Source organism: Jiangella alkaliphila (genome assembly GCF_900105925.1).
GTDB lineage: Bacteria > Actinomycetota > Actinomycetes > Jiangellales > Jiangellaceae > Jiangella > Jiangella alkaliphila.
In genome coordinates, this window is record NZ_LT629791.1 from 325,982 (window position 1) to 348,991 (window position 23,010).

19 protein-coding genes and 1 tRNA gene are annotated in these 23,010 nt (G+C 72.4%); 13 read left to right on the forward strand and 7 right to left on the reverse strand.

The features are described 5' to 3' along the window. The first annotated feature begins 6 nt into the window (after positions 1-6). Positions 7-201 (forward strand): hypothetical protein, encoded by a 195-nt coding sequence (locus BLV05_RS36810; protein WP_197683494.1) that lies wholly within the window; start codon positions 7-9, stop codon positions 199-201. A gap of 5 nt (positions 202-206) precedes the next feature. Here the strand turns inward: BLV05_RS36810 and BLV05_RS01550 are convergent, their stop codons facing one another. Beyond that, positions 207-479, reverse strand: coding sequence for a peptidoglycan-binding protein (locus BLV05_RS01550; RefSeq protein ID WP_046772878.1), 273 nt, complete (start codon positions 477-479; stop codon positions 207-209). A 120-nt stretch (positions 480-599) separates the two neighbouring features. Here BLV05_RS01550 and BLV05_RS01555 point away from each other — a divergent pair, with 120 nt between their 5' ends. The 3 genes from BLV05_RS01555 (at position 600) to BLV05_RS01565 (ending at position 5,661) form a co-directional block, all read left to right on the forward strand. Further along, on the forward strand, positions 600-1,274 hold the full coding sequence (locus BLV05_RS01555; protein WP_046772879.1) for an RNA polymerase sigma factor: 675 nt from the start codon (positions 600-602) through the stop codon (positions 1,272-1,274). Between the two features lie 51 nt (positions 1,275-1,325). Continuing rightward, complete coding sequence (locus BLV05_RS01560) at positions 1,326-3,527, forward strand: TerD family protein (RefSeq protein WP_046772880.1); 2,202 nt, start codon at positions 1,326-1,328, stop codon at positions 3,525-3,527. Positions 3,528-3,705: 178 nt separating this feature from the next. After that, positions 3,706-5,661: a sialidase family protein gene (locus BLV05_RS01565; RefSeq protein WP_152691131.1), complete on the forward strand. Its 1,956-nt coding sequence runs from the start codon at positions 3,706-3,708 to the stop codon at positions 5,659-5,661. Here the strand turns inward: BLV05_RS01565 and BLV05_RS01570 are convergent. After that, a complete protein-coding gene (locus BLV05_RS01570; RefSeq protein ID WP_152691132.1) occupies positions 5,652-6,713 on the reverse strand; it encodes a hypothetical protein in 1,062 nt (353 codons plus the stop codon). The two genes, BLV05_RS01565 and BLV05_RS01570, sit on opposite strands and share 10 nt — an antisense overlap. Continuing rightward, positions 6,710-7,321 (reverse strand): hypothetical protein, encoded by a 612-nt coding sequence (locus tag BLV05_RS01575; protein ID WP_152691133.1) that lies wholly within the window; start codon positions 7,319-7,321, stop codon positions 6,710-6,712. The genes BLV05_RS01570 and BLV05_RS01575 overlap by 4 nt, the downstream gene beginning before the upstream one ends. Before the next feature lie 150 nt (positions 7,322-7,471). Here BLV05_RS01575 and BLV05_RS01580 point away from each other — a divergent pair, with 150 nt between their 5' ends. From BLV05_RS01580 to BLV05_RS01595, 4 genes are all read left to right on the forward strand, one after another. Beyond that, complete coding sequence (locus tag BLV05_RS01580; protein WP_046772884.1) at positions 7,472-8,731, forward strand: acetamidase/formamidase family protein; 1,260 nt, start codon at positions 7,472-7,474, stop codon at positions 8,729-8,731. Between the two features lie 304 nt (positions 8,732-9,035). Beyond that, positions 9,036-10,085 (forward strand): quaternary amine ABC transporter ATP-binding protein, encoded by a 1,050-nt coding sequence (locus BLV05_RS01585; protein WP_046772885.1) that lies wholly within the window; start codon positions 9,036-9,038, stop codon positions 10,083-10,085. Next, entirely contained in the window at positions 10,082-10,957 is an 876-nt protein-coding gene (locus BLV05_RS01590; RefSeq protein WP_083421258.1) for an ABC transporter permease, read from the forward strand. The genes BLV05_RS01585 and BLV05_RS01590 overlap by 4 nt, the downstream gene beginning before the upstream one ends. A 63-nt stretch (positions 10,958-11,020) precedes the next feature. After that, the gene (locus BLV05_RS01595; protein ID WP_046773038.1) at positions 11,021-12,049 is read left to right on the forward strand and encodes a glycine betaine ABC transporter substrate-binding protein; all 1,029 of its coding nucleotides are present in this window, start codon (positions 11,021-11,023) and stop codon (positions 12,047-12,049) included. Positions 12,050-12,055: 6 nt separating this feature from the next. Here BLV05_RS01595 and BLV05_RS01600 read toward each other — a convergent pair whose 3' ends face one another. Then, positions 12,056-14,179 (reverse strand): MMPL family transporter, encoded by a 2,124-nt coding sequence (locus BLV05_RS01600; RefSeq protein WP_197683496.1) that lies wholly within the window; start codon positions 14,177-14,179, stop codon positions 12,056-12,058. A 110-nt stretch (positions 14,180-14,289) separates the two neighbouring features. Between BLV05_RS01600 and BLV05_RS01605 the strand changes: the two genes are divergently transcribed. Genes BLV05_RS01605 through BLV05_RS01620 form a run of 4 tightly spaced genes read left to right on the forward strand, consistent with a single transcriptional unit; the run spans position 14,290 to position 17,395 of the window. Next, the gene (locus BLV05_RS01605) at positions 14,290-15,204 is read left to right on the forward strand and encodes a sigma-70 family RNA polymerase sigma factor (RefSeq protein ID WP_046773037.1); all 915 of its coding nucleotides are present in this window, start codon (positions 14,290-14,292) and stop codon (positions 15,202-15,204) included. Between the two features lie 28 nt (positions 15,205-15,232). Continuing rightward, positions 15,233-16,537 carry a RelA/SpoT domain-containing protein gene (locus tag BLV05_RS01610; protein WP_052763223.1) on the forward strand — a complete coding sequence of 435 codons (1,305 nt, stop codon included), beginning with the start codon at positions 15,233-15,235 and terminating at the stop codon, positions 16,535-16,537. 1 nt (position 16,538) lies between these two features. After that, positions 16,539-16,793 (forward strand): hypothetical protein, encoded by a 255-nt coding sequence (locus tag BLV05_RS01615; RefSeq protein ID WP_046773036.1) that lies wholly within the window; start codon positions 16,539-16,541, stop codon positions 16,791-16,793. Next, on the forward strand, positions 16,790-17,395 hold the full coding sequence (locus tag BLV05_RS01620) for an HD domain-containing protein (protein WP_052763222.1): 606 nt from the start codon (positions 16,790-16,792) through the stop codon (positions 17,393-17,395). Before BLV05_RS01615 ends, BLV05_RS01620 begins: the two co-directional genes overlap by 4 nt. 85 nt (positions 17,396-17,480) lie before the next feature. Here the strand turns inward: BLV05_RS01620 and BLV05_RS01625 are convergent, their stop codons facing one another. The 3 genes from BLV05_RS01625 to BLV05_RS01635 form a co-directional block, all read right to left on the reverse strand. Further along, entirely contained in the window at positions 17,481-18,851 is a 1,371-nt protein-coding gene (locus tag BLV05_RS01625; RefSeq protein ID WP_046773035.1) for an FAD-binding oxidoreductase, read from the reverse strand. A gap of 141 nt (positions 18,852-18,992) precedes the next feature. Further along, positions 18,993-20,261 (reverse strand): glycosyltransferase, encoded by a 1,269-nt coding sequence (locus BLV05_RS01630; protein ID WP_046773034.1) that lies wholly within the window; start codon positions 20,259-20,261, stop codon positions 18,993-18,995. A gap of 19 nt (positions 20,262-20,280) precedes the next feature. Next, positions 20,281-22,512, reverse strand: a complete 2,232-nt coding sequence (locus tag BLV05_RS01635) for a glycoside hydrolase domain-containing protein (protein ID WP_082155866.1) — start codon at positions 22,510-22,512, stop codon at positions 20,281-20,283. Between the two features lie 141 nt (positions 22,513-22,653). On the opposite strand from BLV05_RS01635, the gene BLV05_RS01640 reads away from it, so the two are divergent. Then, positions 22,654-22,726, forward strand: a tRNA-Lys gene (locus BLV05_RS01640). Positions 22,727-23,010 lie beyond the last annotated feature (284 nt).

The window sequence follows — 23,010 nt, forward strand, 5'->3', positions numbered from 1 at the left end:
GGCGCGGTGTTCGCGCTCGACTCCGGCGCGGGCCCGATCCGGTTCCAGGCCAACCGGCCGGCGAACCCGTGCGCCTGGATGGACGTCGTGCTGGCGCCGGGCGCGTTCCGCGGGCTCCGCGGCCGCGGCGGCATCCGCTGCACCCCGCTGGACGACGGCGTGCTGCGGCTCGGGCCGGCCACCCTCACCGTCGAGCCGTGACGGGGTCAGCCCAAGCCGAGCCGCTGCCAGGTCTGCTTGCCGGGGATGCCGTCGGCGTCGGAGCCCTTCCAGCCCTGGTCCTCCTGGAACGCCTTGACCGCGGCCTGGTCGACGCTGGACCACTTGCGGCTGGGGCCCTCCTTGTAGAGGTCGCGGTACTCCTTCGCGCGCAGCACCAGCGCGGAGCCGACCAGGAGCACGTAGTCGTTCTCCTTGCCGGCTCCGAACACATCGGGTCCGGGGTACGGGACGACTTCGACAACCACGGGCTCGGGCATGTCCCCTCCAACGTCATCAGTGACGGTCCTGGGCTCAGCGTAGGGACTGACCAGCCGCCCGCGCAGCGGTTCATGCTCGTACGCTGGCATCGCACGGCGGCATCGATTCGGGAGGATCCCATGACGACGGAGCACCACGACCAGCTGCGCATCACCCTCGGCGTCCTCCGCAGCCGGCGCAGCGATGAGGTCCCCGCCGGCCTGCACGAGAGCATCGCCGGCGGCGGGCCGCAGCTTCTGGCGCTGGCCCGCGCCATCGACCCCGACAACGCCGAGGACCTCGTCCAGACGGCGTACGCCGACGTCCTGGAGCGGTCCGGTTCGGTGGAGCTGCCCGCCGTGCTGGAGCGGCTGGCCGAGCTGGCCGAGCAGCAGCGCGGGTCCGACGTCGACACCGAGCCGGTGCGCGAGGACCGCATCACCGAGATCGCCGACACCGGCCCGGACGAGGACAGCCCCGACGAGCTGTTCTACCCGGACTTCTACGAGGAGACCATCGACCTCGGCGACTGGGTCGACTCCGCGAACTCCTGGCCCGACGGCAGCCGCGTCCTCGGCCCCGACGCGGAGATCGACACCGAGGAGCTGTTCGGCGTCGTCGACGCCGCGCTCGGCGAGCTGCCCGCGGCGCAGGCCACGCTGCTGAACCTGGTCGACGTCCAGGACGTGCCGCTCGACGTCGCCGCCCGCACCGTCGGGCTCGAGCCGGCAGCCGCCCGGAAGGCGCTAGGTACCGCGCGGCATCGGGTCCGGCGCCGGTTGCACGCCTACCTGGACCGCGCCGACTCGGCCTGACGGCGTTCGCGCGGGCTTCTCCGGGCCGGCCGCGCGGCGTCCATCCTGGGCATGTGTCAGGGTGGTCGGGTGCCGACGATCGAGCCGCTGCTGATCCGGAAGACGTTGCGAGTCCCGGCGGTCGCGGGCCCACCCGGCGACGGCGCTGTCGTGGCACGGCAGTTGGACGCCGTCCTCACGACGGTCGGGTTCAAGGCGGCGCGGGACCTCCTCGAACACCTCTCCGGCCTCGACGTCGGCACCGCGATCGACCGGTCAGTCCTGGTCCTCGGCACCGTGCGCGAGCTGGTCGGCGACCACGTCGAGCACAACGCCTACTTCATCGACTTCCCTGCGGGCGTCCCCGACACCGTCGAGTTCTGGATCACCTGTCTGCGCGACGCGATCGAGCGGGCGGCGGTCCCGGACGTGCTGTCCGACGGCGACGGTTCGACCGGCGGGTTGCCGATCAGCCTGTTGGACCTGCCGGCGTACGGGCGCTACCAGCACACCTACGCCGAGCTGCTCGCGGCGCACGACGAGCTGATCCCGTCGCTGAAGGACCGCGTCACCGTCCTGCGGCTCGGCCGGAGCCTGGCCGAGGAGACGCACGAGCTGTACCTGGCGCTCGCCGGCAGCCCGGTGCCGCTCGGCGACGACGACCTCGCCGCGCTCGCCGACCTCGCCCGCCTCTGCCTCGACGACGCGCAGCCCGAGACCGTCCCGATGCGCGAGAGCCGCGCCGTCGTCAACCGGGTCCGGCTCGAGGCCGGCCGCCCGCTGCTCGCCGACACCGTCACCGATGTGCTCCGGCTGGCCTGCGCACTCTCGGACGGCGACGTGACGCTGGAGAAGCCGACGCGGTTCGCCTCGTTCCGGCGGGCGCAGCGGCGGGCGCTCCTGACCGCGCTCGACGCCGTCGTCGCGGACTCGCCGGCCAAGCTGGCCGACGTGCACCGGCACCGCGAGGCGTGGAAGCGGCTGGGCGAGCGGCTACACCCGCACGAGTACCCCGCCCTGTCGCACGCCCGGGACGTGTTCGCGGTCGCACGACGCGAGAAGACGGCCCGGTCTCTGAGCGCCCGGGCCGAGGTCGCCTTCGCCGCCGGCGACGTCCGTGCTGCGGTGACGGTGCTGTCCGCGGCGCCCGGACTGCTGGTGCGCGCGCTCGACCGGATCCTGCGCACAGCCGCGCCGGACGATCTGTCGTTCGCGCTCGAGACGGTCGAGGAGGTCGCCGGCCGGGTGTCGGGACGGGTGCTGCTGTCGCTGCGCGAGCACCTGGCGAACCGCTCGGCGCCCGAGGCGACCCGCTTCTTCGTCAACCGGTCGGCCCGCGCGTGGTCGGAGCCGGACCTGCGGCCGCCGCTGGAGTCCGCGGTGGTCGAGCGGCTGACCGCGCTGCTGGACGGCGAGATCGTCCGGCGGCTGCCCGAGCGCGGGACGATCGTCGTCGACCCGCAGGTGCTCGACCTCGCCGTGCCGCTGTCGGACAAGACGGCCGGCGGCGGCTTCGGGGTCATGGCGCGCGGCTCGGTCGTGCCGGTCGACGGGCCGGCGGTGCGGTTCTTCACCTACTGGCGCCAGCAGCGCGTGCGCACCGACTTCGACCTCTCCGTCGCGCTGCTCGACGCCGACTTCGAGAGCGCCGGACACGTGTCGTGGACCAACCTGGCCGACGGCGGCGCCATCTACTCCGGCGACATCACCGAGGCGCCCGACGGGGCGTCGGAGTTCATCGACATGGACCTGAGCGCGGTGACCGCCCGCTATGTGGTGCCGGAGATCCTCGTCTACTCCGGCGAGGGGTTCGACACCGTCGCGGAGTCGTTCTTCGGCTTCATGATCCGCGACCCCGCACAGGCCGGGCGCCCGTTCGAGCCGCGCACCGTCCGGATGAAGTCGGACCTGCGCGGGACGGGACGGGTGGCCGTTCCGCTGCTGTTCGCCCGTGCCGACGACGGCACGTGGTCGGCCCGGTGGATGCAGGTGTATCTGCGCGGCGCGGCCTGGGGGAACACCGTCGAGGGCATCCGGGTCACCGCGTCGGCACTGGCCCGGGCCATCGACGGCCGCTCCTACCTGCGGATGTCGCACCTGGTCGACCTCATGGCCGCGCGCGGCGGGACCGTCACCGTGTCGCCGTCGCCGGCCGCTCTGGGGCTGGACCCGGGCGTGCCGGTCACCTACGTCGGCATCGAGGTGCCCGACGGGCTGCCCGCGGGCTCGGACTGCTACGGCCTCGACCGGCACAAGGAGTTGATCCCGCAGTAGGCGCCGGTTAGCCTCGGCTCGGAGGCCATGAGAGAGCTTCCTTCTCCTACTCAGGCCATTCAGCTCTCTCGCTCTCCTCCACCCCGTCCTTGTCGCCCCTTGGCATGGAACGGCCTCGCGGCTACCGTGGCACGACGTTCCATGCTGCTGTGCTGACCCCGGACCGGGAGTGGACCGCATGCCGCGAACCGCCGTCGCCGCCATCATCGCCGCCCTGCTGCTGACCGCCCTCCCAGCGACGGGCGCCGAGGCGCCTGCCGTACGGAGCTTCGACGACGAGCCGATCGGCGCGCCACCCGCCGGGTACACGACGCAGGGCGACGTGACGGTCGCCGAGGCGCCGTTCGGCCGGCCCGGCAACCGCGCGGTGCACCTGGCGGACTACACGGCGACGCTCCAGTCGCGCCTGCACATCCCCGCTCCCGCGGCCGCTGCCAGGCGATTCGAGGTCGACCTCGCGATGCACACGACCCGGCAGGCGGTGTTCGTCGCCGTGCACGCCGAGGGCGACAACCCGGCGCTCGGCGCGTACCGGTTCATGATCACCCCGGTGTACGCGTACGGCGGCAGCACCACCGCCCAGGTCCTGGTGTACGACGGGCGGCAGTACGTGCGCCTGGCGACCGTCCCGATGCTCACCGCGCGGGACCACCCGAGCCGCGTCCGCATCGACGCCAGCGCCGCCGCGGCCGTGCTGACAGTGAACGGAATGTCGTTCCGTACCACCGTCCGGGCGTCCGGCGGGACGGCGATCACCGGCCTCGAGCTGGCCTCCAGCGGCGCCGCCGGGGTCGGCTCAGACGCCTACCTCGACGACGTCGCGCTGAGCGACCTCGACCCGGCCGGCCCGGCGCTGGCCGAAGGGCTGCCCGTCACCGGCGTCCTCCCCTCCTACGTCGCCGAGAAGCACCCGGCCTCGACCGTCGTCGCGACGATCGACGCGCCCGGCGTGCGGGCGGCGCAGGTGCGGGCGCGGGTCGTCGTCGACGGCGTGGACGGGCCGTTCGCGGGGCGAGTGCACGGCGAGGCCGGGCGGCTGGTCGTCAGCGCCCCGATCGACGGCGACGACATCGGGCTGCACCCGGTGACCGTCACCCTCACCGACCTGCGCACCGGCGTCACCCGGTCCACCCAGATGCGGATCCAGGCGTACTCGCCGATCCCGGCGCAGGTCGTGGCGCAGGAGCCGGCCGGCGCCGCGGAGCCGCGCTTCCCCGACGCCGTCCGGCTGGCCGACGGCACGATCGTGCTGGCCTACCACTACGCCGACGGGCACACGAAGGCCGACGGTGTCGTCCGCATGATCCGCTCGGCGGACGGCGGCGCCACCTGGTCGGCCCCGGTCACCGTCGCGGCGACCGCCGGCGCCGACAACCGCGACCCCAAGCTCAGCGTGCTGCGCGACGGGACGGTGCTGCTGACGGTGTTCCGCACCGACTGGTCGACCACGCCGGAGAGCAACGTCGGCACCTTCGTCTACCGCTCGGCCGACGGCGGGCTGACGTTCCCCGAGGTCACGCAGGTCGAGAGCGCCCAGCCCGGCGCCTGGCAGCACGGTCCCGCCGTCGAGCTGCCGAACGGCGACATCCTGCAGCCGCTGTACGGGTACGGCGCCCGCGTCGCCCGCAGCGCCGACGGCGGCCACACCTTCCCCGCGGCGGCCGAGCGCACCGTCGTCGAGGACGACGAGCGGTTCTCCAACGGCGAGCCGAACATCGTCCGGCTGCCCAGCGGCGAGCTGGTCATGCAGATCCGCCGGCACGACAACCTGCTGGCCATCGAGAGCGAGTCGGTGCTCGTCCGCTCCTACGACGACGGCCATACCTGGACCAGCCCCGAGCCGACCGGCCTCCCCGCGTCGTCGGCGCACCTGCTGCTCACCGGCGACGGCTCGGTGCTGATGACGTACGGCAACTACGCCCAGGCCGGGCGCCCGACATACGGCGTGCTGATCGACGACCCGTCCGGCCCGTGGACGGAGCACCGGCCGGTGCCGCTGTACAACTCAGGCTGGGAGGACCAGGCCAACCCGACCAGCGTCCAGCTCGACGACGGCTCGTTCCTCTCCTTCGGCTTCGACGTCGCCAACCGGACCGTCGTCTCCTTCCGGACCACCGCCGCCGACTACGACTGAGGCGGGAGGGGCAGCTGCAGCACGCTGTAGCAGCCGCGGTTGGCGACCACCAGCCGCTCCTGCCAGACCGCGATCGACCCCGGCCGTGCCAGCCGCGCGTCCCCGGTCTCGACGTCGGCGTCGTCGCAGTCGGTCGACGGGGTGCCGCCGCGGCGCGGGAAACCGGAGGCCAGCACCGTCGTGCCGGCCGGAGAGACGTGCAGCACCGAGCCGGCCTCCCGCTCAGCCGTCGTGACGAACAGCCCCTCGCCGGCCGGGTCGCCCGCCGCTGCGCTCACCGTCCCCGGCACCTCGCCGGGCGGCGGGGCGAACGGGTACCGGCCGACCTCGCGCAGCGACTCGTCCAGCACGACGAGCTCCGTCGCCGTCAGCGCCGACACCCCTGACGCGGTCCGGGCGGCGACGAGGATGTCCGGCACCGGCGGCTCGCCCGGCACGGCGCCGGTCGGCTCCGCAACGGTGCCGGTCAGCGTCCACCAGGTGCCCTTCCACTGCAGGTGGGTGGCGCCGGGCAGTTCCAGGATCACCGCGCCCGCGGCGTCGTCGATCCCGCCGGTCAGCGTGGCGACGGGGGTGAACGCGCCGTCGGCCAGACCGAGCAGGCCCACCTGGGCCTCGTCACCGGACCCGGACAGCAGCAGCATCGCGTCGTCACCGGCCGGGACCGCCGCGTTCGGCCCGGTCCCGAACACCATGGGCGGGTCGTCGCCGCCGAGCTCGGCGGCCGTCTCGGCGGTGCCGTCGGGCGCCAGCGTGAACACGCTCGGGACGCTCGACTGCAGCCCGACCAGACGGTCGTCCGGGCCGGCGGCCAGCAGGATCGGCTCGCTGATGCTGATGTCCGGGAAGTAGCGCGGCCCGTGCAGGACGTTCCAGGTGCCGTCGCCCATGATCCGGGTGATCCGGCCCTCGGCCACCGGGGGCAGCCCGGTCGCCTCGGTCGCGGCCGGCGACGGGGCCGGCTCGCCGCCGTCGTCGTCCGCGGAGCAGCCCGTCAGGGACACGCCCAGCAGCACGGCCGCGACGGCGGCCCGCGCTCGAAGCGTCGTCACCGCGCCGGGGGCGCGCCGGCCAGCGTCCACTCGGCCGGGAGCTCGAGCGTGCCGACGACCTGCTGGGCCAGCGCCGCGGCGTCGGCCTCGCTGTCGCGGCCGTCGGGCGGCATCGCGACCCACACCTGGACGATGCGGTCGCCGTGCAGCAGCCAGGCCCGGGTGGTGTCGCCCTCGCTGTCGTCCGGACGCGTCTCCTCCTGCGTCCAGGTGAAGCCCAGACCGGCGGCGTCCGGCAGCTGGTTGTAGCCGTCGGCGGTCAGCCGCTCCTGGAACCCGCTGCCCAGGATCCCCAGCGCCCAGTCGACGTCGACCGAGAGCGCCTGCTGGTCCTGCCCGTCGAGCGTCACGCTGCAGCCGGCGCCGCTCAGCTCGCCCGCGGAGTCGCGGGTCAGCAGGCTGCTGGACTCCTCGAAACCGTCGCTGCCCAGGGCGAGGACGACGCTCTCGCGCGGCAGGAAGTCGCACAGCAGCTCACCGCCGGGTGGCGGCGTCGGAGCGATCTCGGACAGGTCGACGGTGGTGTCGTCACCGGAGTCGTCGTCGCTGCACCCGCCCGCCAGCACCACCAGGGACAGCGTCAGCGCTGCCATCGTCACACCACGCACGGACGACACGGTACGGGCTCGCGCCGACCGGCACGTCAGGGTTAGCGCGACCGTCACACCGGCGCAACACGGGTCCGCGACTGTATCCGTGGTCGCGGATACAAGATTCACTCCCTCCCGCGACATCCCCCGGCCCGAAGGGAAGTCGTCATGTCGACGCAGCACTGGAGCACCGCCAGCCGGCGCAGCCTGCTGGCCGCCGGCCTCACCGTTCCGCTCGCCGCAGCCCTCGCCCAAGCGACCGCCGGCGCCGCCCCCGTCCGGCCCGCGAGCACCACCGGGCAGAGTGGGCGGATGCGGTACGACCACCACCTGAAGTCCACCCCCGACCACCTGCACTGGGGTGGCTTCCCGATCGGCTGGGAGCCGGCGCTGACGATGCGCTCGGGCCGCACCGTTCGCGTCGACACCCTGTCCCACCAGGGCTTCACCAACCCGAACGTGCACCCGCGGGACTACTTCGGTGCGTTCGGGGTGCGGCCGCGGGAGATCCTGTCCGACGGGATCGCCTTCTGGGAGGCGCTGCCCGAGCGCCAGGCGACCAACCGGCAGTACGGCGGCCACGTCCTCACCGGCCCCATCTACGTCCAGGGCGCGGAGCCGGGCGACACCGTCGCGATCGACATCCTCGACATCGACACCCGGGTGCCCTACGGGTTCAACAACACCGCGCCGACCAGCGGCGTCATGGCCGAGTTCTACCCGGGGTGGCGCGAGGGCGACGCCGGGCTGGACATCCCGGCGCAGATCCCGCCCGACCTGCCGGCCGGCGTCTGGCCGGACGTGCGCACCCACCTGTACCGCACGGGCATGCACCGCGGCCGCGAGGTGGTCTTCTTCTCCGACGACGTCCTCATCCCGACGCACAAGTTCCCGGGGATCATCGCGGTCGCCTCGCCGACGGGTGAGTTCATCGGCAACACCGAAGATGCGCCGCCGCCGGCCACCGGGGTGCAGAACTCGACCCCGCCGGGGAAGTTCGGCGGCAACATGGACGTCCGCGACCTCACCGTCGGGACGACCCTGTACCTGCCGGTCTTCCAGCCCGGCGCGCAGATCTTCATCGGCGACCCGCACAGCTGCCAGGGTGACGGCGAGGTCAGCGGCACCGCCGTCGAGCACTCGCTCTCCGGCACGTTCCGCGTCACGCTGATCAAGAACGTCGAGACCGAACTGCCGTGGGCCGAGACCGACGACCACTGGATCATGATGGGCATCCACTGGGACCTCGACCGCGCCATGCGTATCGCCGTCGAGAAGACCGTCGACTTCCTCGTCACCACCCAGGGCATGACGGTCCCGAAGGCGTACTCGTTCGCCTCCATAGCGGTGAACTACCACAACGCCGAGGTCGTCGACCGCACCCAGGTCGTCACCGGCTTCATCCCGAAGAGCGTCTTCGGCCGATAGTCCAGATGATGGACACCTCGCGTCTCAGCACGTAAACATTTGGCATTGCACTCATCACATTTCCGCTGCTCCAGCCGCGTCGGTTTGGCCGACCATCGCCGCATTGGCTAACGTCACCGGCGACCGAACCAGACCAGACGCGGTTGGGGTTGTCGGCCGACGGTGCGGGCTCAAGCCCGCGGTGCCGCTTTCGTCCCCGCTCGCGTCGCTCGTCGCGTGGCTCACCGGCCGCCTCGATCCATGGGCGCCGAAGCGCGCCCGGTGAACCCGGTGCGTCGCGTGGCAGACGAACGAAGGGGAGGGCGTGACCGCGGTACGCGCGGAAGGACTGTTCAAGGTCTTCGGCCGAGACGCCGACGACGCCGTTCAACGGCTCCGAGCCGGCGCCGGCCGCGCTGACGTCGTCGCGCAGGGTGCGACCCCGGCGGTGATCGACGCGAGCTTCGAGGTCCAGCCGGGCGAGATCTTCGTCGTCATGGGACTCTCCGGCTCGGGCAAATCGACGCTGATCAGGATGCTCAACGGCCTGCTCGAACCGACAGCCGGCCAGGTCCACGTCGACGGCGTCGACCTCTCCGGCATCGACGCGGCCGAGCTGCGCCGGCTGCGGCAGCAGAAGATCAGCATGGTCTTCCAGCACTTCGCCCTGCTCCCGCACCGCACCGTCGCCGAGAACGCGGCCTACGCGCTGGACGTCCAGGGCAGGTCGAAGGACGAGCAGCGGGCCGGCGCCGCCGAGGCGCTGGAACTGGTCGGCCTGAGCGGCTGGGAGGACCGCTATCCGGCCCAGCTGTCCGGCGGCATGAAGCAGCGGGTCGGGCTGGCCCGCGCGCTCGCCGCCGGCAGCGAGATCATGCTGATGGACGAGGCGTTCTCGGCGCTGGACCCGCTGATCCGCCGCGAGATGCAGGACCAGCTGCTGGAGCTGCAGGCGCGCCTGGGCAAGACGGTCGTCTTCATCACCCACGACCTCAACGAGGCCATGCGGCTCGGCGATCGCGTCGCGGTCATGCGCGACGGCCGGATCGTGCAGGTCGGGACCGCGGAAGAGGTGCTGCGCGACCCCGCCGACGACTACGTCGCCCGATTCGTCGCCGACGTAGACCGCACGCGCGTGCTCACCGCGTCCAGCGTCATGGTGCCCGCGCCACTCGAGGCGAGCGCCGGCGACGTCACCTCCGTCCGCCCCGACACGCCGCTGGCCGAGCTGTTCGCGGCGTCGGCCGGGTCGGACCAGCCGCTCGCGGTGGTCGACGGCGACGGCCGGCAGCTGGGCGTCATCCCGCGGGTGACCCTGCTCGCCGCGATGGCCAGCCTGGCGGAGGCGCTGCCCGAGGCGGAGGTGGTCCGATGAGCGAGTCCTTCGACCCGCTGGACCCGCGCCTTGAGGTCGGCACCTGGATCTCCGACGCGTTCGACTGGTTCACCGAGACCTTCCAGCCGGTCCTCGACGTCATCGGCTCCGTGCTCGAGGGCGCCTACAACGGGGTCTTCGACGTGCTCAGCGCGCCGCCGTTCCTCGTCATGATCGCGCTGTTCGCCGGACTCGGCTGGCTGGTGCGGTCGTGGCGGTTCGCCGTCGTCACCGTCGTCGGCTTCTATCTCGTCGCGGCGATGGACCGCTGGGACGGCGCCATGCAGACGCTGTCGCTGGTGCTGGTGGCCGCGTTCATCGCGACGGCGATCGCGGTGCCGCTGGGCATCTGGGCGGCGCGGTCGCAGCCGGTGAGCAACGTGCTGCGGCCGGTGCTCGACTTCATGCAGACGATGCCGCCCATGGTGTACCTGATCCCGACGCTGGGCGCGTTCGGCATCGGCGTCGTCCCCGGGATGATCTCGACGATCGTGTTCGCGATGCCGCCGGGCGTCCGGTTCACCGAGCTGGCGATCAGGCAGGTCGACACCGAGGTGGTGGAGGCCGGCCAGGCGTTCGGGTCGTCGCCGGCGCGGATCCTGCGGCAGATCCAGCTGCCGCTGGCGCTGCCCACGATCATGGCCGGGATCAACCAGGTCATCATGCTGTCGCTGTCGATGGTGGTCCTCGCGGCCATGGTCGGCGCGGCCGGACTGGGTCTGGACGTGGTGTCCGGCCTGCAGTCGCTCAACGTGGGCCGCGGCGTAGAGGCCGGTCTGGCCGTCGTCGTGCTGGCCATCTATCTGGACCGCGTGGTCTCGGCCCTGGCCGACCGCGCCCCGGTCGTCCGGGCGTCGAGAGTGCGCGCCTGAACGTCGCTTCACGAGTAGGTCCTCGAACCCAGAGTGCCTGGTAGTCGAATACAGAGGAGAAACATGCGCAAGTCCACCCTCACCCTCCTGGCCGGTCTGGCCGCGAGCGGTCTGGTCCTCGCCGGTTGCGGCGACGACGACAACGGCGGCGGCTCGGCTGACGGCGAATCCAGCGGGTCCGGCGGGTCCGGCGGCGGTGCCGAGGTGCAGACCATCGGCGACGTCGACAGCGCCGCCTGCGACCCGGCCGACGGCGACGCCGAGCTCCCCGACGCCGAGGGCACCGGCGACGACGAGACGGCGCTGACCATCGGCGTGTTCAGCGGCTGGGACGAGAACTACGTCGTGGCCGAGCTGGCGAAGGTCGCGCTCGAGGAGCAGGGCTACACCGTCGAGTTCGAGGAGCTGGAAGCCGGTCCCGCCTACACCGGCGCCGCCCAGGGCGACATCGACGTCGTCATGGACGCCTGGCTGCCCAACACGCACGCCTCCTACATCGAGCAGTTCGGTGACGACCTCGAGGACGTCGGCTGCTGGTTCGACGAGGGCTTCCTGACGATCGCCGTCAACGCCGACTCGCCGGCCCAGTCCCTCGCCGACCTGGGCGACCAGGCCGACGCGTACGGCAACCGGCTGGTCGGCATCGAGCCCGGCGCCGGGCTGACCACCACGACGCAGGACGAGGTCATCCCCACGTACGGCCTGGAGGACTGGGACTTCCCGACGTCGTCGTCGCCGGCCATGCTCGCCGAGCTGGACAGCGCGATGGCCGCGGGCGACGACATCGCCGTCACGCTGTGGCACCCGCACTGGGCGTACGCGGCCTACGACATCCGCGACCTGGAGGACCCGGAGGGCGCGCTCGGCGAGGCCGAGCGGCTCTACAGCCTCGGTCGTCCGGGCTTCCACGAGGAGTTCCCGAACGCCGCCCAGCTGATCCGCAACCTCTACCTCTCCAACGAGCAGCTGCTGGAGATCGAGGACCTCATGGTCGTGCAGAACAACCGCGAGGACAACGCCGGCGCCGTCTCCCAGTGGCTGGACGCGAACCCGGACTTCGTCACCAACTGGCGGGCCGGCACGCTGACCTGACGGCCGTCACGTCGCGGTCCGGACCGGACGGGGTTCCGGCTCCGCCGCGGCGGGCCGGGACGGCGCGACGCGCAGCAGCCGCGCCGTCCAGTCCGGCAGGTACCAGTTCCACGTCCCGAACAGCGACACCAGCGCCGGCGTGAGCAGCGACCGGATGATCGTCGCGTCGAGCAGGATGCCGAAGCCGAGCCCGGTCGCCATGACCTTGAGGTCGGTGGCCGGGCTGGCGGCCAGGGCGGCGAAGGCCAAGAACAGGATCAACGCCGCGCTGGTCACGAGCCGCCCGGTGCGCCCGATCCCCTGGACGACCGCCTGGTCGGTGGAGCCGGTGGCCTCGTACTCCTCTCTGATCCGGGCCAGGATGAACACCTCGTAGTCCATCGACAGCCCGTACAGGAACGCGAAGATCAGCAGCGGCACCCAGAACGTGATCGCGCCGGTCTCCGGGATGCCGAACACGGCGTCCGACCCGTAGCCGTACTGCCAGAACAGCACCACCAGGCCGTACGCGGCGCCGAGCGAGAGCAGGTTCAGCAGCACCGCCTTCAACGGCAGCAGCAGCGACCGGAACGCCCGCACCAGCAGCACGTACGTGAGCAGCGCGATCAGCGCGAGCATCAGCAGGAAGTTGCCGTAGACGGCGTCCATGAAGTCCAGCTGCACGGCGCCGACGCCGGACACGCCGAGCACGCCGTCGAGGTCGCCGGCCCGTTCGGCCACCCGGTCGACGACGTCGACGCTGGTGGAGTCGACGGTCTCGGCGTCGGGGATCAGCGCGATGACGGTCTCGCCGTCGCGGTTGCTCGCCTCGTCCGTCGGCACCAGCGCCCGGTCGATGCCGTCGACCCGCGCCAGCTCGCCGGCCACCGCCTCGGCCTCGCCGGAGGACACCAGCACCTCGACCGGGGTCAGGTGACCCGGCACGACGCCGCCGTCGGTCAACTGGTGCAGCGCCTCGTACGCCGGTCCGTTCTGGGCCAGCGACTCCGTGGACGCGAGTCCGATCCGCAGCCCGAAGAACGCCCCGACCAGCGCGGCGAGGATGGCGACCGAGGCGCCGGCCGCCGCCCACCGCGCCCGGACCACCCGGGTCGCCCAGGCGGTCCACGCCCGGCTCGCGGTGCGCTCGCGGCGCACCCGGGGCCAGTCCACCCGTGGGCCGATCCCGCCCAGCAGGGCGGGCGTCAGGCTCAGCGTCGCGGCGACGCTGGCCAGCGGGATCAGCGCACCGGCGATGCCGACGCTGCGCATGAACGGCACCGGCAGCACCAGCAGCGAGATCAGCCCGATCGCCACCGTCCCGCCGCTGACCAGCACGGCCCGCCCGGCGGTCTGCATCGCCACCCGCACCGCGTCGTGGTTGTCGCGGCCGTGGTGGCGCTCCTCCCGCCACCGGGTCACCAGCAGCAGCGAGTAGTCGATCGCCACGCCCAGCCCGATCAGCGCGATCAGGAACGACACCAGCGCGGAGAACTCGCCGAGGTAGGTCAACCCCAGCAGCAGCACGAACGTCGCCAGGATCGACGCGGCCGCCACCACCAACGGCAGGAAGGCCAGCAGCGAGGCGAACACGAACGCCAGCACCGCCAGCGCGCCGACCGAGCCGACCAGCACCTCCGCCAGGACGCCCCAGCCCTCCTCCTCCTCCGAGCCGGCGGCGAGCGCGTCGTAGCCCGTGACGCCGACGGACGCACCGGCGGGCGCGGCGGCCTCCAGCGCAGCCCTGATCTGCTCGGTCGGCAGCCCCGTCGCCGACTCGTCCCACCGCCAGAACAGCAGCGCGAACGACGTCCGGCCGTCCTCGGTCAGGAACGCGTCGTCGCCGGTGTTGCCGGCATGCAGCAGCCGCACGTCCGGGAGCGCCCGCCCCACCTCGTCGAACGCGGCCGCGGAGCCTTCCGCGCCGTCAGCGGCGTCCGCGCCGTCCGGGGCGGTGAACGACACCAGGTACGGCGCCGTGCTGCCGCCGCTGCCGAACCGCTCTTCGATCCGCTCGGCGGTCTCGGCGCCGGGCTCACCGGGCAGCGAGAAGTCGGTGGTCAGCCGTTCGTTGGCCGGCCCGGACGCCATGGCGCCCGCGACCAGGACCAGCGCCCAGAACGCCACGACCCACCGGCGATGTGCCAGCACGAACTCAGCCCATCGACGCATCATCATCACATCCGTCCAGATCCGCTTGTCACACCTGCCGCCTTTCATTCGTCAGCGCACTGACGGACCGCGACGAAGGAATGTGACCGATGGGCGAGGACGACTGGCTGGCAGGACAGTTCGAGAGCCACCGCACGCACCTGCGCGCCGTGGCCTTCCGGATGCTGGGTTCGACGAGCGAGGCCGAGGACGCCGTTCAGGAGTCGTGGCTGCGGGTGGCCCGCGCCGGGACCAACGGCGTCGACAACCTGGGCGGCTGGCTGACCACCGTGGTCGCCCGGGTCTGCCTGGACATGCTGCGGTCGCGGACGGCGCGCCGCGAGCAGCCGCTGACGACGGAGCCGCCAGGCCCGGCCGCCGCGGTGAACGGGGTCGATCCGGAACGCGAGGTGCTGCTGGCCGACGCGGTCGGCCCGGCGTTGCTGGTGGTGCTGGACACGCTGGCGCCGACCGAGCGGCTGGCGTTCGTCCTGCACGACCTGTTCGCCGTCCCGTTCGACGAGATCGCGCCGCTGGTCGGCCGCTCGCCGACGGCCGCCCGGCAGCTGGCCAGCCGGGCCCGGCGGCGGGTGCAGGGTGTGGGCGCGGCGACGCGGCCGCCGGACGCGGACGACGTCCGGCGGCAGCGTCTCGTGCTCGACGCGTTCACGGCGGCGTCGCGCCAGGGCGACTTCGAGGCGCTGCTCGCGGTGCTGGACCCGGACGTCGTCATGCGGGCGGACGACGTCGCCGTCGACCTCTCCCTCGCCGCCAGGTCCCGCGGCGCCGCGCCCCTGGGCAGCCTGATGCATGGGCCGCAGGCGGTCGCGGACGTGTTCCTGAACCGGGCGCGGAGCACTCAGCGAGCGCTGATCGACGGCGCGATCGGCCTGGTCTGGACGGCGGGCGGCCGGCCGCGCGGCGTCTTCCCGTTCTCCGTCGCGGACGGCTTGGTGGTCGAGATCGACATCGTCATGGACCCGGACCGGATCAGCGAGTTCGACATCCGGCTGATCGACGACTGACTGTTCGCGTCGTGAGACGCTGGAGCGCATGCCGGGCGGCGAGAGCGACAGCCAGCGGCCCATCGCGGACGGCGTCGACGGGCTGAGCGAGCTGCACGACCGCGAGGTCCCGGCGGCCGTCGGCGAGGTCGCGGAGCACGTCCGCGCCGAGCTGGCCGAGCTGCGGCGCCTGCTCGAGCAGGCCCGGGGCCACGTCGACCCGGCGATGCTGACCGCGCTCGACGACGCACACCGGCGGCTGCAGGACGACCTCCAGCGGCTCGGCGGCGACGTGTCCGGCGTGCTCTCGTCGGCCGCCGGCGAGCTGGAGGCGCTGCGCCGGCCCTCGCCGGGGGCTGCGGCGCCGGTGGCCGCGTCGCCTTCCGCGCCGCGGCGGCCGGTGGACGACGCCGTCGCGGCCGTTCGATCCGCGCTGGCCGGACCGCATCCGGACGTCGCCGCCCTGGTGGCCCGGCTGCTGGCCGACACCGCGCACTCGCTGGACCTGACCCGCGCGCTCCGCGACCCCGAGCGGCGGGGTGGCGCGCTGACGATCCTCGGCGAGCTGGCCGACGGACGCGCGCTGGCCGGCCGGAGCCTGGGCGACTACGTCGCGGCGCATCCCGGGCGCGGCCCGTTGTTCGCTCCGGTGCCCTCCGATGCGCTGGTCGCCTCGGACGGCCGGTCCCGCAAGGAGCTGTTCGTCGCCGCCGCCGTCCTCGCCGACCCCGGCCGCTGCGTCGGCGCCGACCCCACTGCGGAGCAGCTCGTGCTGCTCGACGACTACGTGCGCCGCCTGGTCGAGGAGGTCGAGCCACGTGTGTTCGCCGAACTGAGCTCGCTGGCCGCGGCTTACCCGGACGCGGCCGTCAGCTCGCGCGTCAAGGACCCGGACGGCCTCGTCGAGAAGGTCCGGCGGATGTCCGCCGGCGCGAAGAACCGCCCGGGCCGCGCCGGCTACCGCGTGGGCGACGTGCTCGACGCCGTGGGCGCGCGGATCACCGTCGCCGGCACCGCCGACCTCGCAGCGCTGGTTGGCGCCGTGGTGGAGCGCTTCGGCACCAGCGACGACGGCCGGGTACTGGACTGGGAGAACCGGTACACCGATCCGAAGCCGCACAACCCGGCCTACCGCGTGGTGCCGTTCATCCTGGTCGCGCGGGTCGGCGGGCTCGCGTACCCGTTCGAACTACAGTTGACCACGCAACGAGCCTCGATCGCCGCGGACCTCGAGCACAACACCGTCTACAAGCCGTACGTACCCGTCAGCGACCAGGAGCGCGACCGCATCCGCGGCATGCAGGCCGAGGCGGCCGCGCTCGACCAGGACGAGACCAGGAACGGCGTTGACTGACATGAGCCATGCGTGGGTGTGGATCGGGCATCTGAGAACGATCGATGGCGACCTCGTCGCCACGTTCGCCATCGACGAGCGCCAGTATTCCGATGCCGACGCCGCGCAGGCCGCTCTCAACGCGGCCGCCGCCGAGCTGCGCCGTCGCCGCATCCCGCACGAGCTCGAACACGTCCGGGTCCGCCGCGACTCGCCGGCCGAGCCGCTGCCGAGCTGGGCGGAGTACCGCGCTTCGCTGCCCGACGCTCCCACATGAGAACCTTCGGCACCTGGCTGACCTGGGACGACGCCAGCTCCGCACTGACCACACGGCTGACCGGGGCGGAGCTCGACCGGCTGGCCGACGCGTACGCGTTCGCCGCGGAACACCATGCCGGGCAGACCCGGCCGGCCGGCGAGCCGTACACCCGGCACCTGCTGGAGGTGGCCGAGATCCTCGCCACTGAGTTGGACGTCACCGACACCGACCTGCTCGCCGCCGCGCTCCTCCACGACGTCGTCGAGGACACCCCGGCCACCTCCGCCGACGTCGCCGAGCGGTTCGGCCCGCGGGTCGCCACGCTCGTCGACGCCGTCACGAAGCCGCCGCCGGAGCCAGGCGAGGACGGCGCCGCCGTCCGGCTGCGCTACCTCGACCACCTGCGCGATCTGCCCGCCGACACGCTGCGGCTCAAGCTGGCCGACCGATACAGCAACGTCCAGCGCCTGCACACCCACCCGCGGCCGGCGAAGCAGCGCGCCTACTACGCGGAGACCCGCCGCCACCTGGTCCCCCTCGCCGCCGTCGACCCGCGGATGGCCGCGCTGTTCGCCGACTGGGAGCGCGCCTACGCCCACCTCGCCGACACCCCGTCCTGAGCCTGCCCACACTCGCGTGATCATGTCCCCTGGCGGCGTCCCAGCGACCGCCAGCGGACATGATCATGGTGGCGTCGGCCCGAAGTCAGCCCTCCGGCGGGATGTTGACGTTGTGGCGGAACAGGTTGTCGGGGTCGTACTGCCGCTTCACCTGGACGAGCCGCTCCCAGGTGGCGCCCGGGTATGCCTCGCGGGCCCACTCGGCACTGGCGTCGGCGACGAAGTTGACGTACGCGCCGGGGCCGCCGTTGGCGACGACCGCGGCGGTGTCGCGGACCCACTGCTCCCGTTCGGGCCGGGTGTCGGGGCCGTCGAGGAACGAGGCGACGTTGACCATGAACGCGCGCCCGCGGTGGGCGTACGCCGTCGCGTCGGCGGGGACGCGGGAGATGGCGCCGCCGAGCGGCCGGAACTGGGTCACCCGCATGGGCGCCGGCGCGGTGCGCAGCCGCTCGATGACCTCTGTGACGCGGGCGAGGTCGAGCTCGTCGGCGAACAGGGTGCGAGCGGTGGCGGTGGGGTGGTACTCCTCGTCGCCCTCCGCCTCCATGAACATCTCGGGGTAGGCGATGGGCCGGACGAAGTCGGCGAGCGGCTCGGCCAGTGCGCGGATGGGCGCCAGCGCCTTCTCGCCCTCGTCGGCCGGCCCGGCGTAGCAGACCAGCCCGAGCACGACCAGCGAACCCTGCACGTCGGCGGGGATGAACGGCATCGGCGGCGCCGGCATGACGTTGACGATGACCGACAGCTCCTCGGGTCCGGCGGCCGCCTCCTGGAGGAAGCCGTGCACCACCTCGGGGGTGGCCGGCAGCAGGATCATGCCGCCGACGACGCCGGGCAGCTCGTGCAGCCGGTACTTGAACCGGGTGACGACGCCGAAGTTGCCGCCGCCGCCCCGGATGGCCCAGAAGAGGTCGGGATGATGGTCGGCGTCGACCTCGAGGATCTGGCCGTCGGCGGTGACGACCTCGGCGGCCAGCACGTTGTCGATGGTCAGGCCGTGCTTACGGGACAGGTAGCCGACGCCGCCACCGGTGGTGATGCCGCCGATGCCGACGGTGCCGGTGTCGCCGAAGCCGATGGCCAGCCCGTGCTCGGCGACCGCCTTGGTGACGTCGCCCGCCGTCAGGCCGGCCTGCGCCCACACGGTGCGTTCCTCGACGTCGATGGCGATGGCGCGCAGGTGCCTGAGGTCGAGGACGATGCCGCCGTCGACGACACTATGGCCGGCGACGCTGTGCCCGCCGCAGCGGACGGAGAGCTCGAGGCCGGTCTCGCGGGCCAGCGCGATGACACCGGCCACCTCGGCGGGGTCGGACGGGTGGATGACGACGGCCGGCTTGGGGTCGAGGCCGCCGTAGAAGATGGCGCGGGCGCCGTCGTAGCCGTCGTCGCCCGGAGCGACGACCTGGCCGGTGAAGCGGGTGCGGACAGCGGAGACGTCGAGCGTTGTCATCGGGCAGCTACTCCTTCGAGGTCACCACGCCGGACCGGATGTGCCCGTCCGGCGTGGAGACCATTCAACCCGGAGCCACTGACAGACTTCGCACGATTTTCCGCCAGGTATTGTCAGCGTTCTGTCAGGTCCTCCGCATAGTCAGCCGGCCGGGACGGCGAGGCCGTCGATCAGCCCGTCGAAGACCTGCACGCGGTCGAACCGCATCGCGTACGCCCGCGCCCGCAGCGCCGCCGCCTGCCGGTCCTCGGGCGTCAGCTCGAGCACCGCGCGGTCGATGGCCGCCGCGAGCCCGGCCGGGTCGCCGGCCGCGACCTCGATGGCGGTGCCGCCGACCGACTCGGGAATGCCGCCCGTCGTCGTCGTGATGACCGGTCCGCCGCCGGCCAGCATCGCCTCGACCAGCGCGATGCCGAACGTCTCGACGAACTCCGGCCGCGGCTTGCTGGGCAGCACGAACGCGGCGCTCCCGGTCATCAGCAGCGGCTTCTCCTCGTCGCTGACGTCGGTGAGGAAGTCGATGCGGTCGTCGCCGGCAGCCAGCGCCCGCAGCTGAGCCAGCTCGGGCCCGGTGCCGGCGATGACGAGCCTGACGTGCTCGCGTCCGGCCGACGCCTGATAGGCCGCGACAAGGTCGTCGACGCCTTTCGCCAGCGTGACCCGCGACAGGAACAGCACGTACCCGTCGCGGCGCAGGCCACGGCGGGCCAGCGCCGCGTCGACGGCGGCGGGGTCGAGGTCGACGTACGCGGCGGTGTCGATGGGCGGGTAGCTGACGCTGACGCGGGCGGCGCACTCGGCGGCGAATCGGGTCCCGCAGACGGCGTCGACCTGCAGCGCCGACTCGACGATGAGGTCGCGGGTGTACTCCGACACCGCTACGCACGCGTCGTTGGCCAGGAACGTCGTCAGCAGGAAGGCCGCGGCGCCGGCCCGGCCCTCGGCGAGGGTGGTGCGGACGATGTTCGTGATGTCGGAGCCGACCGCCTTGGCGATGGTCGTGACGCCGAACCCGGCGCCGCCGGCCCGGGCGCCGTGCAACGCCTCGACGACGGCGTTCGTGTGCGGCGACAGGTACATCGAGATGCACACCGTCGGGACGCCGTCGGTGAACAGCTCGTAGAGCCGGCTGGTCAGGCCGAGCAGGTACCGTCCGTCCGGGACGCGATAGTCGCCGACCGGCTCGGGCCGCTCGACGGTGATGCCCGGGCTGTACGGGAGGATGGAGTCCAGCGGCTTGAGCGGCAGGCCGGCCGCCTGAAGGGCGGGTATCGGCCACGTCACGATGCGGACGTCGTCGAACCCTCTGGTGAGCGCGACTTCGGCGAGGTTGCGAGCCTCGCCCGAATGACCGCAGATCACCGGATCGGCGCGGACGACGATCACCAAGCGGCGGGTGGGTCGGCTCATGGCAACACCTCCGAGTCTGCTAACCGTCAGTACGGTCCGAGACCGACGGCGGACGCTCCTTCGTCGCCCAGGCCGAGGGTTCCGGACCCAGTTCGATCTGCAGGCGGCCACCGCCGTGCAGCTCGTTTCCCGTGATGAATCCGCCGTCGAGCGGCTTGCCGTTGAAAGTTGCCGATTGTACGAACTGCGGTGCCGGTGCAGTTCCCGTCTCGTAGCTGATCGGCGTCTCGCGGTGTCCGATCGTCTCGATGAGGAACTCGTTGCCGCCGATCTCGAGGCTGGCGGTGGCGAATGCCGGCGCGTTCACCAGGAACAGATTCTGCCCGGCGACGGGGAACAAGCCCAGTGACGCCCACACGTACCACGAGCTCAGAGCGCCGGAGTCGTCGTTGCCGGGCAGCCCGCCGCGGGTCGGCGCGAACTGGTACGCGAGCGCCGCCTGGACGATCTGCGCGGTCCGGTCCGGCCGGCCCGCGTAGTGGTACGCCCAGGGCGCCTCCATGTCAGGCTCGTTGTTGAGGCCCTCGAACCGGTGAAGCGCGGCGCCGGCGCGGTACTCGTCGGCGAACGGCGGCGTGCCGAGCTGCCGGACCGGCGGCTGACCGTAGCCGAAGAACGCGTCGAGCAGCTCGACGAACCGGTCGTCGCCGCCGGCCAGCTCGATCCGCCCGGCCATGTCGTGCAGCAGCCGGAACGAGTAGTTCCACCGGCCGCCCTCGTAGTACGTCGACTTCGCCAGCAGCCCGGTCTCCGGCTCGAACGCGTTGGCCCAGTGCTTGGCCCGCCGCTCCAGCTCGTCGGCCAGCCGGCGGTCGCCGAGGCCGCGGGCGATGAGCGACGTGCAGTGGTAGCCGTAGGCGAGGTCGAGCGTGTGCGTCACCGGATGCACGACGTCCTTCTCGAGGAAGTCCTCGCCGTACACCCGGCGCAGGTCGTCCTGCATGTGCACCAGCGCCCAGTCCCAGTCGATGCCGTCCAGGCCGAGCAGGTACCCGTCGGCGAGCGCCGTGTGCGCCAGCGCGCTGCCCTGGCGGAAGAACCGGTCCGCACCCTTGGCCATGCGGTAGCCGATCGGGAAGTTGCCCTCTTCCTCGCACACCCGGATCAGCGACTCCAGCAGCGCCGCGCCCCGACGTGGCGCCAGCGCCGTGATCAGCGGGATCTGCGTCTTGTAGATGTCCCACATCGTGCAGATGTCGAACACGAACGGCCCGGGCGTCGGCCAGAACGGGCTCTCGTCGTCGGCGAAGCACGGCTTGATCAGCGAGTGGTACAGGCTGGTGGCGAAGACCGTCCGCCGCGCCTCCGTCCCGCCGTCGACCTTCACCTGGTCGAAGTGCGACGACCACTTCTTGCGCGTGCGCGACCGGCACTTGTCGAACCGGGTGCGGCCCAGCCCCAGCTCGTCGTCCAGGTTGGCCCGCGCCTGCTCCGTCCCGCGCAGCGAGAAGCCCATCTTCAGCTCCACCGTCTGCCCGGCGGCCGCCGGCCCCATGAGGATCAGCCCGAACGGCCGCAGCGTCGTCCGCCGGATGTAGTCGAAGTCCAGCCGCGTCCCGCCGTCGACCAGGCGGCGGTCGTACCACAGCAGTTGCCGCCAGTCAGGGGTGTCGGCCTCGATGAACACCGACAGCGGCACGCCCTCCATCACCAGCGTGCCCTCGGCCTGCCCGCGGCCCAGGCTCTGCATGTGGGCGCGCAGCGGCACCGTCCGGCCATGCTCGATGGCCAGCCCGCCGTACGAGAAGTCGACGACGACGCGGGCGCTGCGGCTCTCGGGGAACGTGTACCGGTGGACGGCCGTCTTCGCGCCGACGGTCACCTCGCACCTGACGCTGGTGTCGAGCGTCGCCGCGTAGTACCCCGGCTCCGCGACCTCGTCGTGCAGGTTCCACAGCGTGCCGAGCGCGTCCAGCGGCTCGATCATCGGGGTGACGCGGAAGTAGTTGTAGTACTTGCGGATCGCGCCGGTGCCGGACTGCTGGAAGTGCGTGAACCCGGACGCCTGGTTCCGGTCGTACAGCTGCGTCGGCTGGCCCTCGGTGCTGATGCGGTAGACCCCGTAGCCGGTCGGGTACGCGCCGGAGTAGGCGCACGCCGACACCATGCCCAGCGGGTAGCTCGCGCCGGGATGGGTGTTGCCGACCTGCGCCTTCGGCCACCACCACGTCGCGGCCAGACCCTGGGCGGGCGGCAGGTCCGTGGCCCCGGTGCCGATTAAGGGATCAACGCTGTCCAGTATGTTCTGCATTCTGCCTGTCCCGAGGTGTCCGATCCGTAGCGTCGATATGAACTCCCTGTGTCCTGGCCGTCAAGGCCTATCCGCCAGGTCTGGCCGTTCGGGGTGACGTGCGTTCGGCCGCCCGGGGCGCGACTGGGTAGCCTGTCCGCGGGGCCTCTAGCTCAATTGGCAGAGCAGCGGACTTTTAATCCGCGGGTTCAGGGTTCGATCCCCTGGGGGCCCACTCCACAGCAGGTCAGCGACTCGACCCAGCGCGACCAGCAGCAGAGGCCATGCTTTACCCATGGTTTTCCACCACCGTCGTCTGTAGGGCGTCATCGAGCAGGCCCGCGGCTGTCGGGTTCAGAACACGCCGCGCCAGGTATCGGCAGCGGCGCGCGGCCCATCACGCAGCCCCGAACTGTGCCGCAAACCACGCCTCGACATCAGCACGCACGTACCGCAGCTCACGACCTACCCGAGCGGCGGGCGGTAGACCGCCGATCATTGTCTTCCCTCGTATCAACG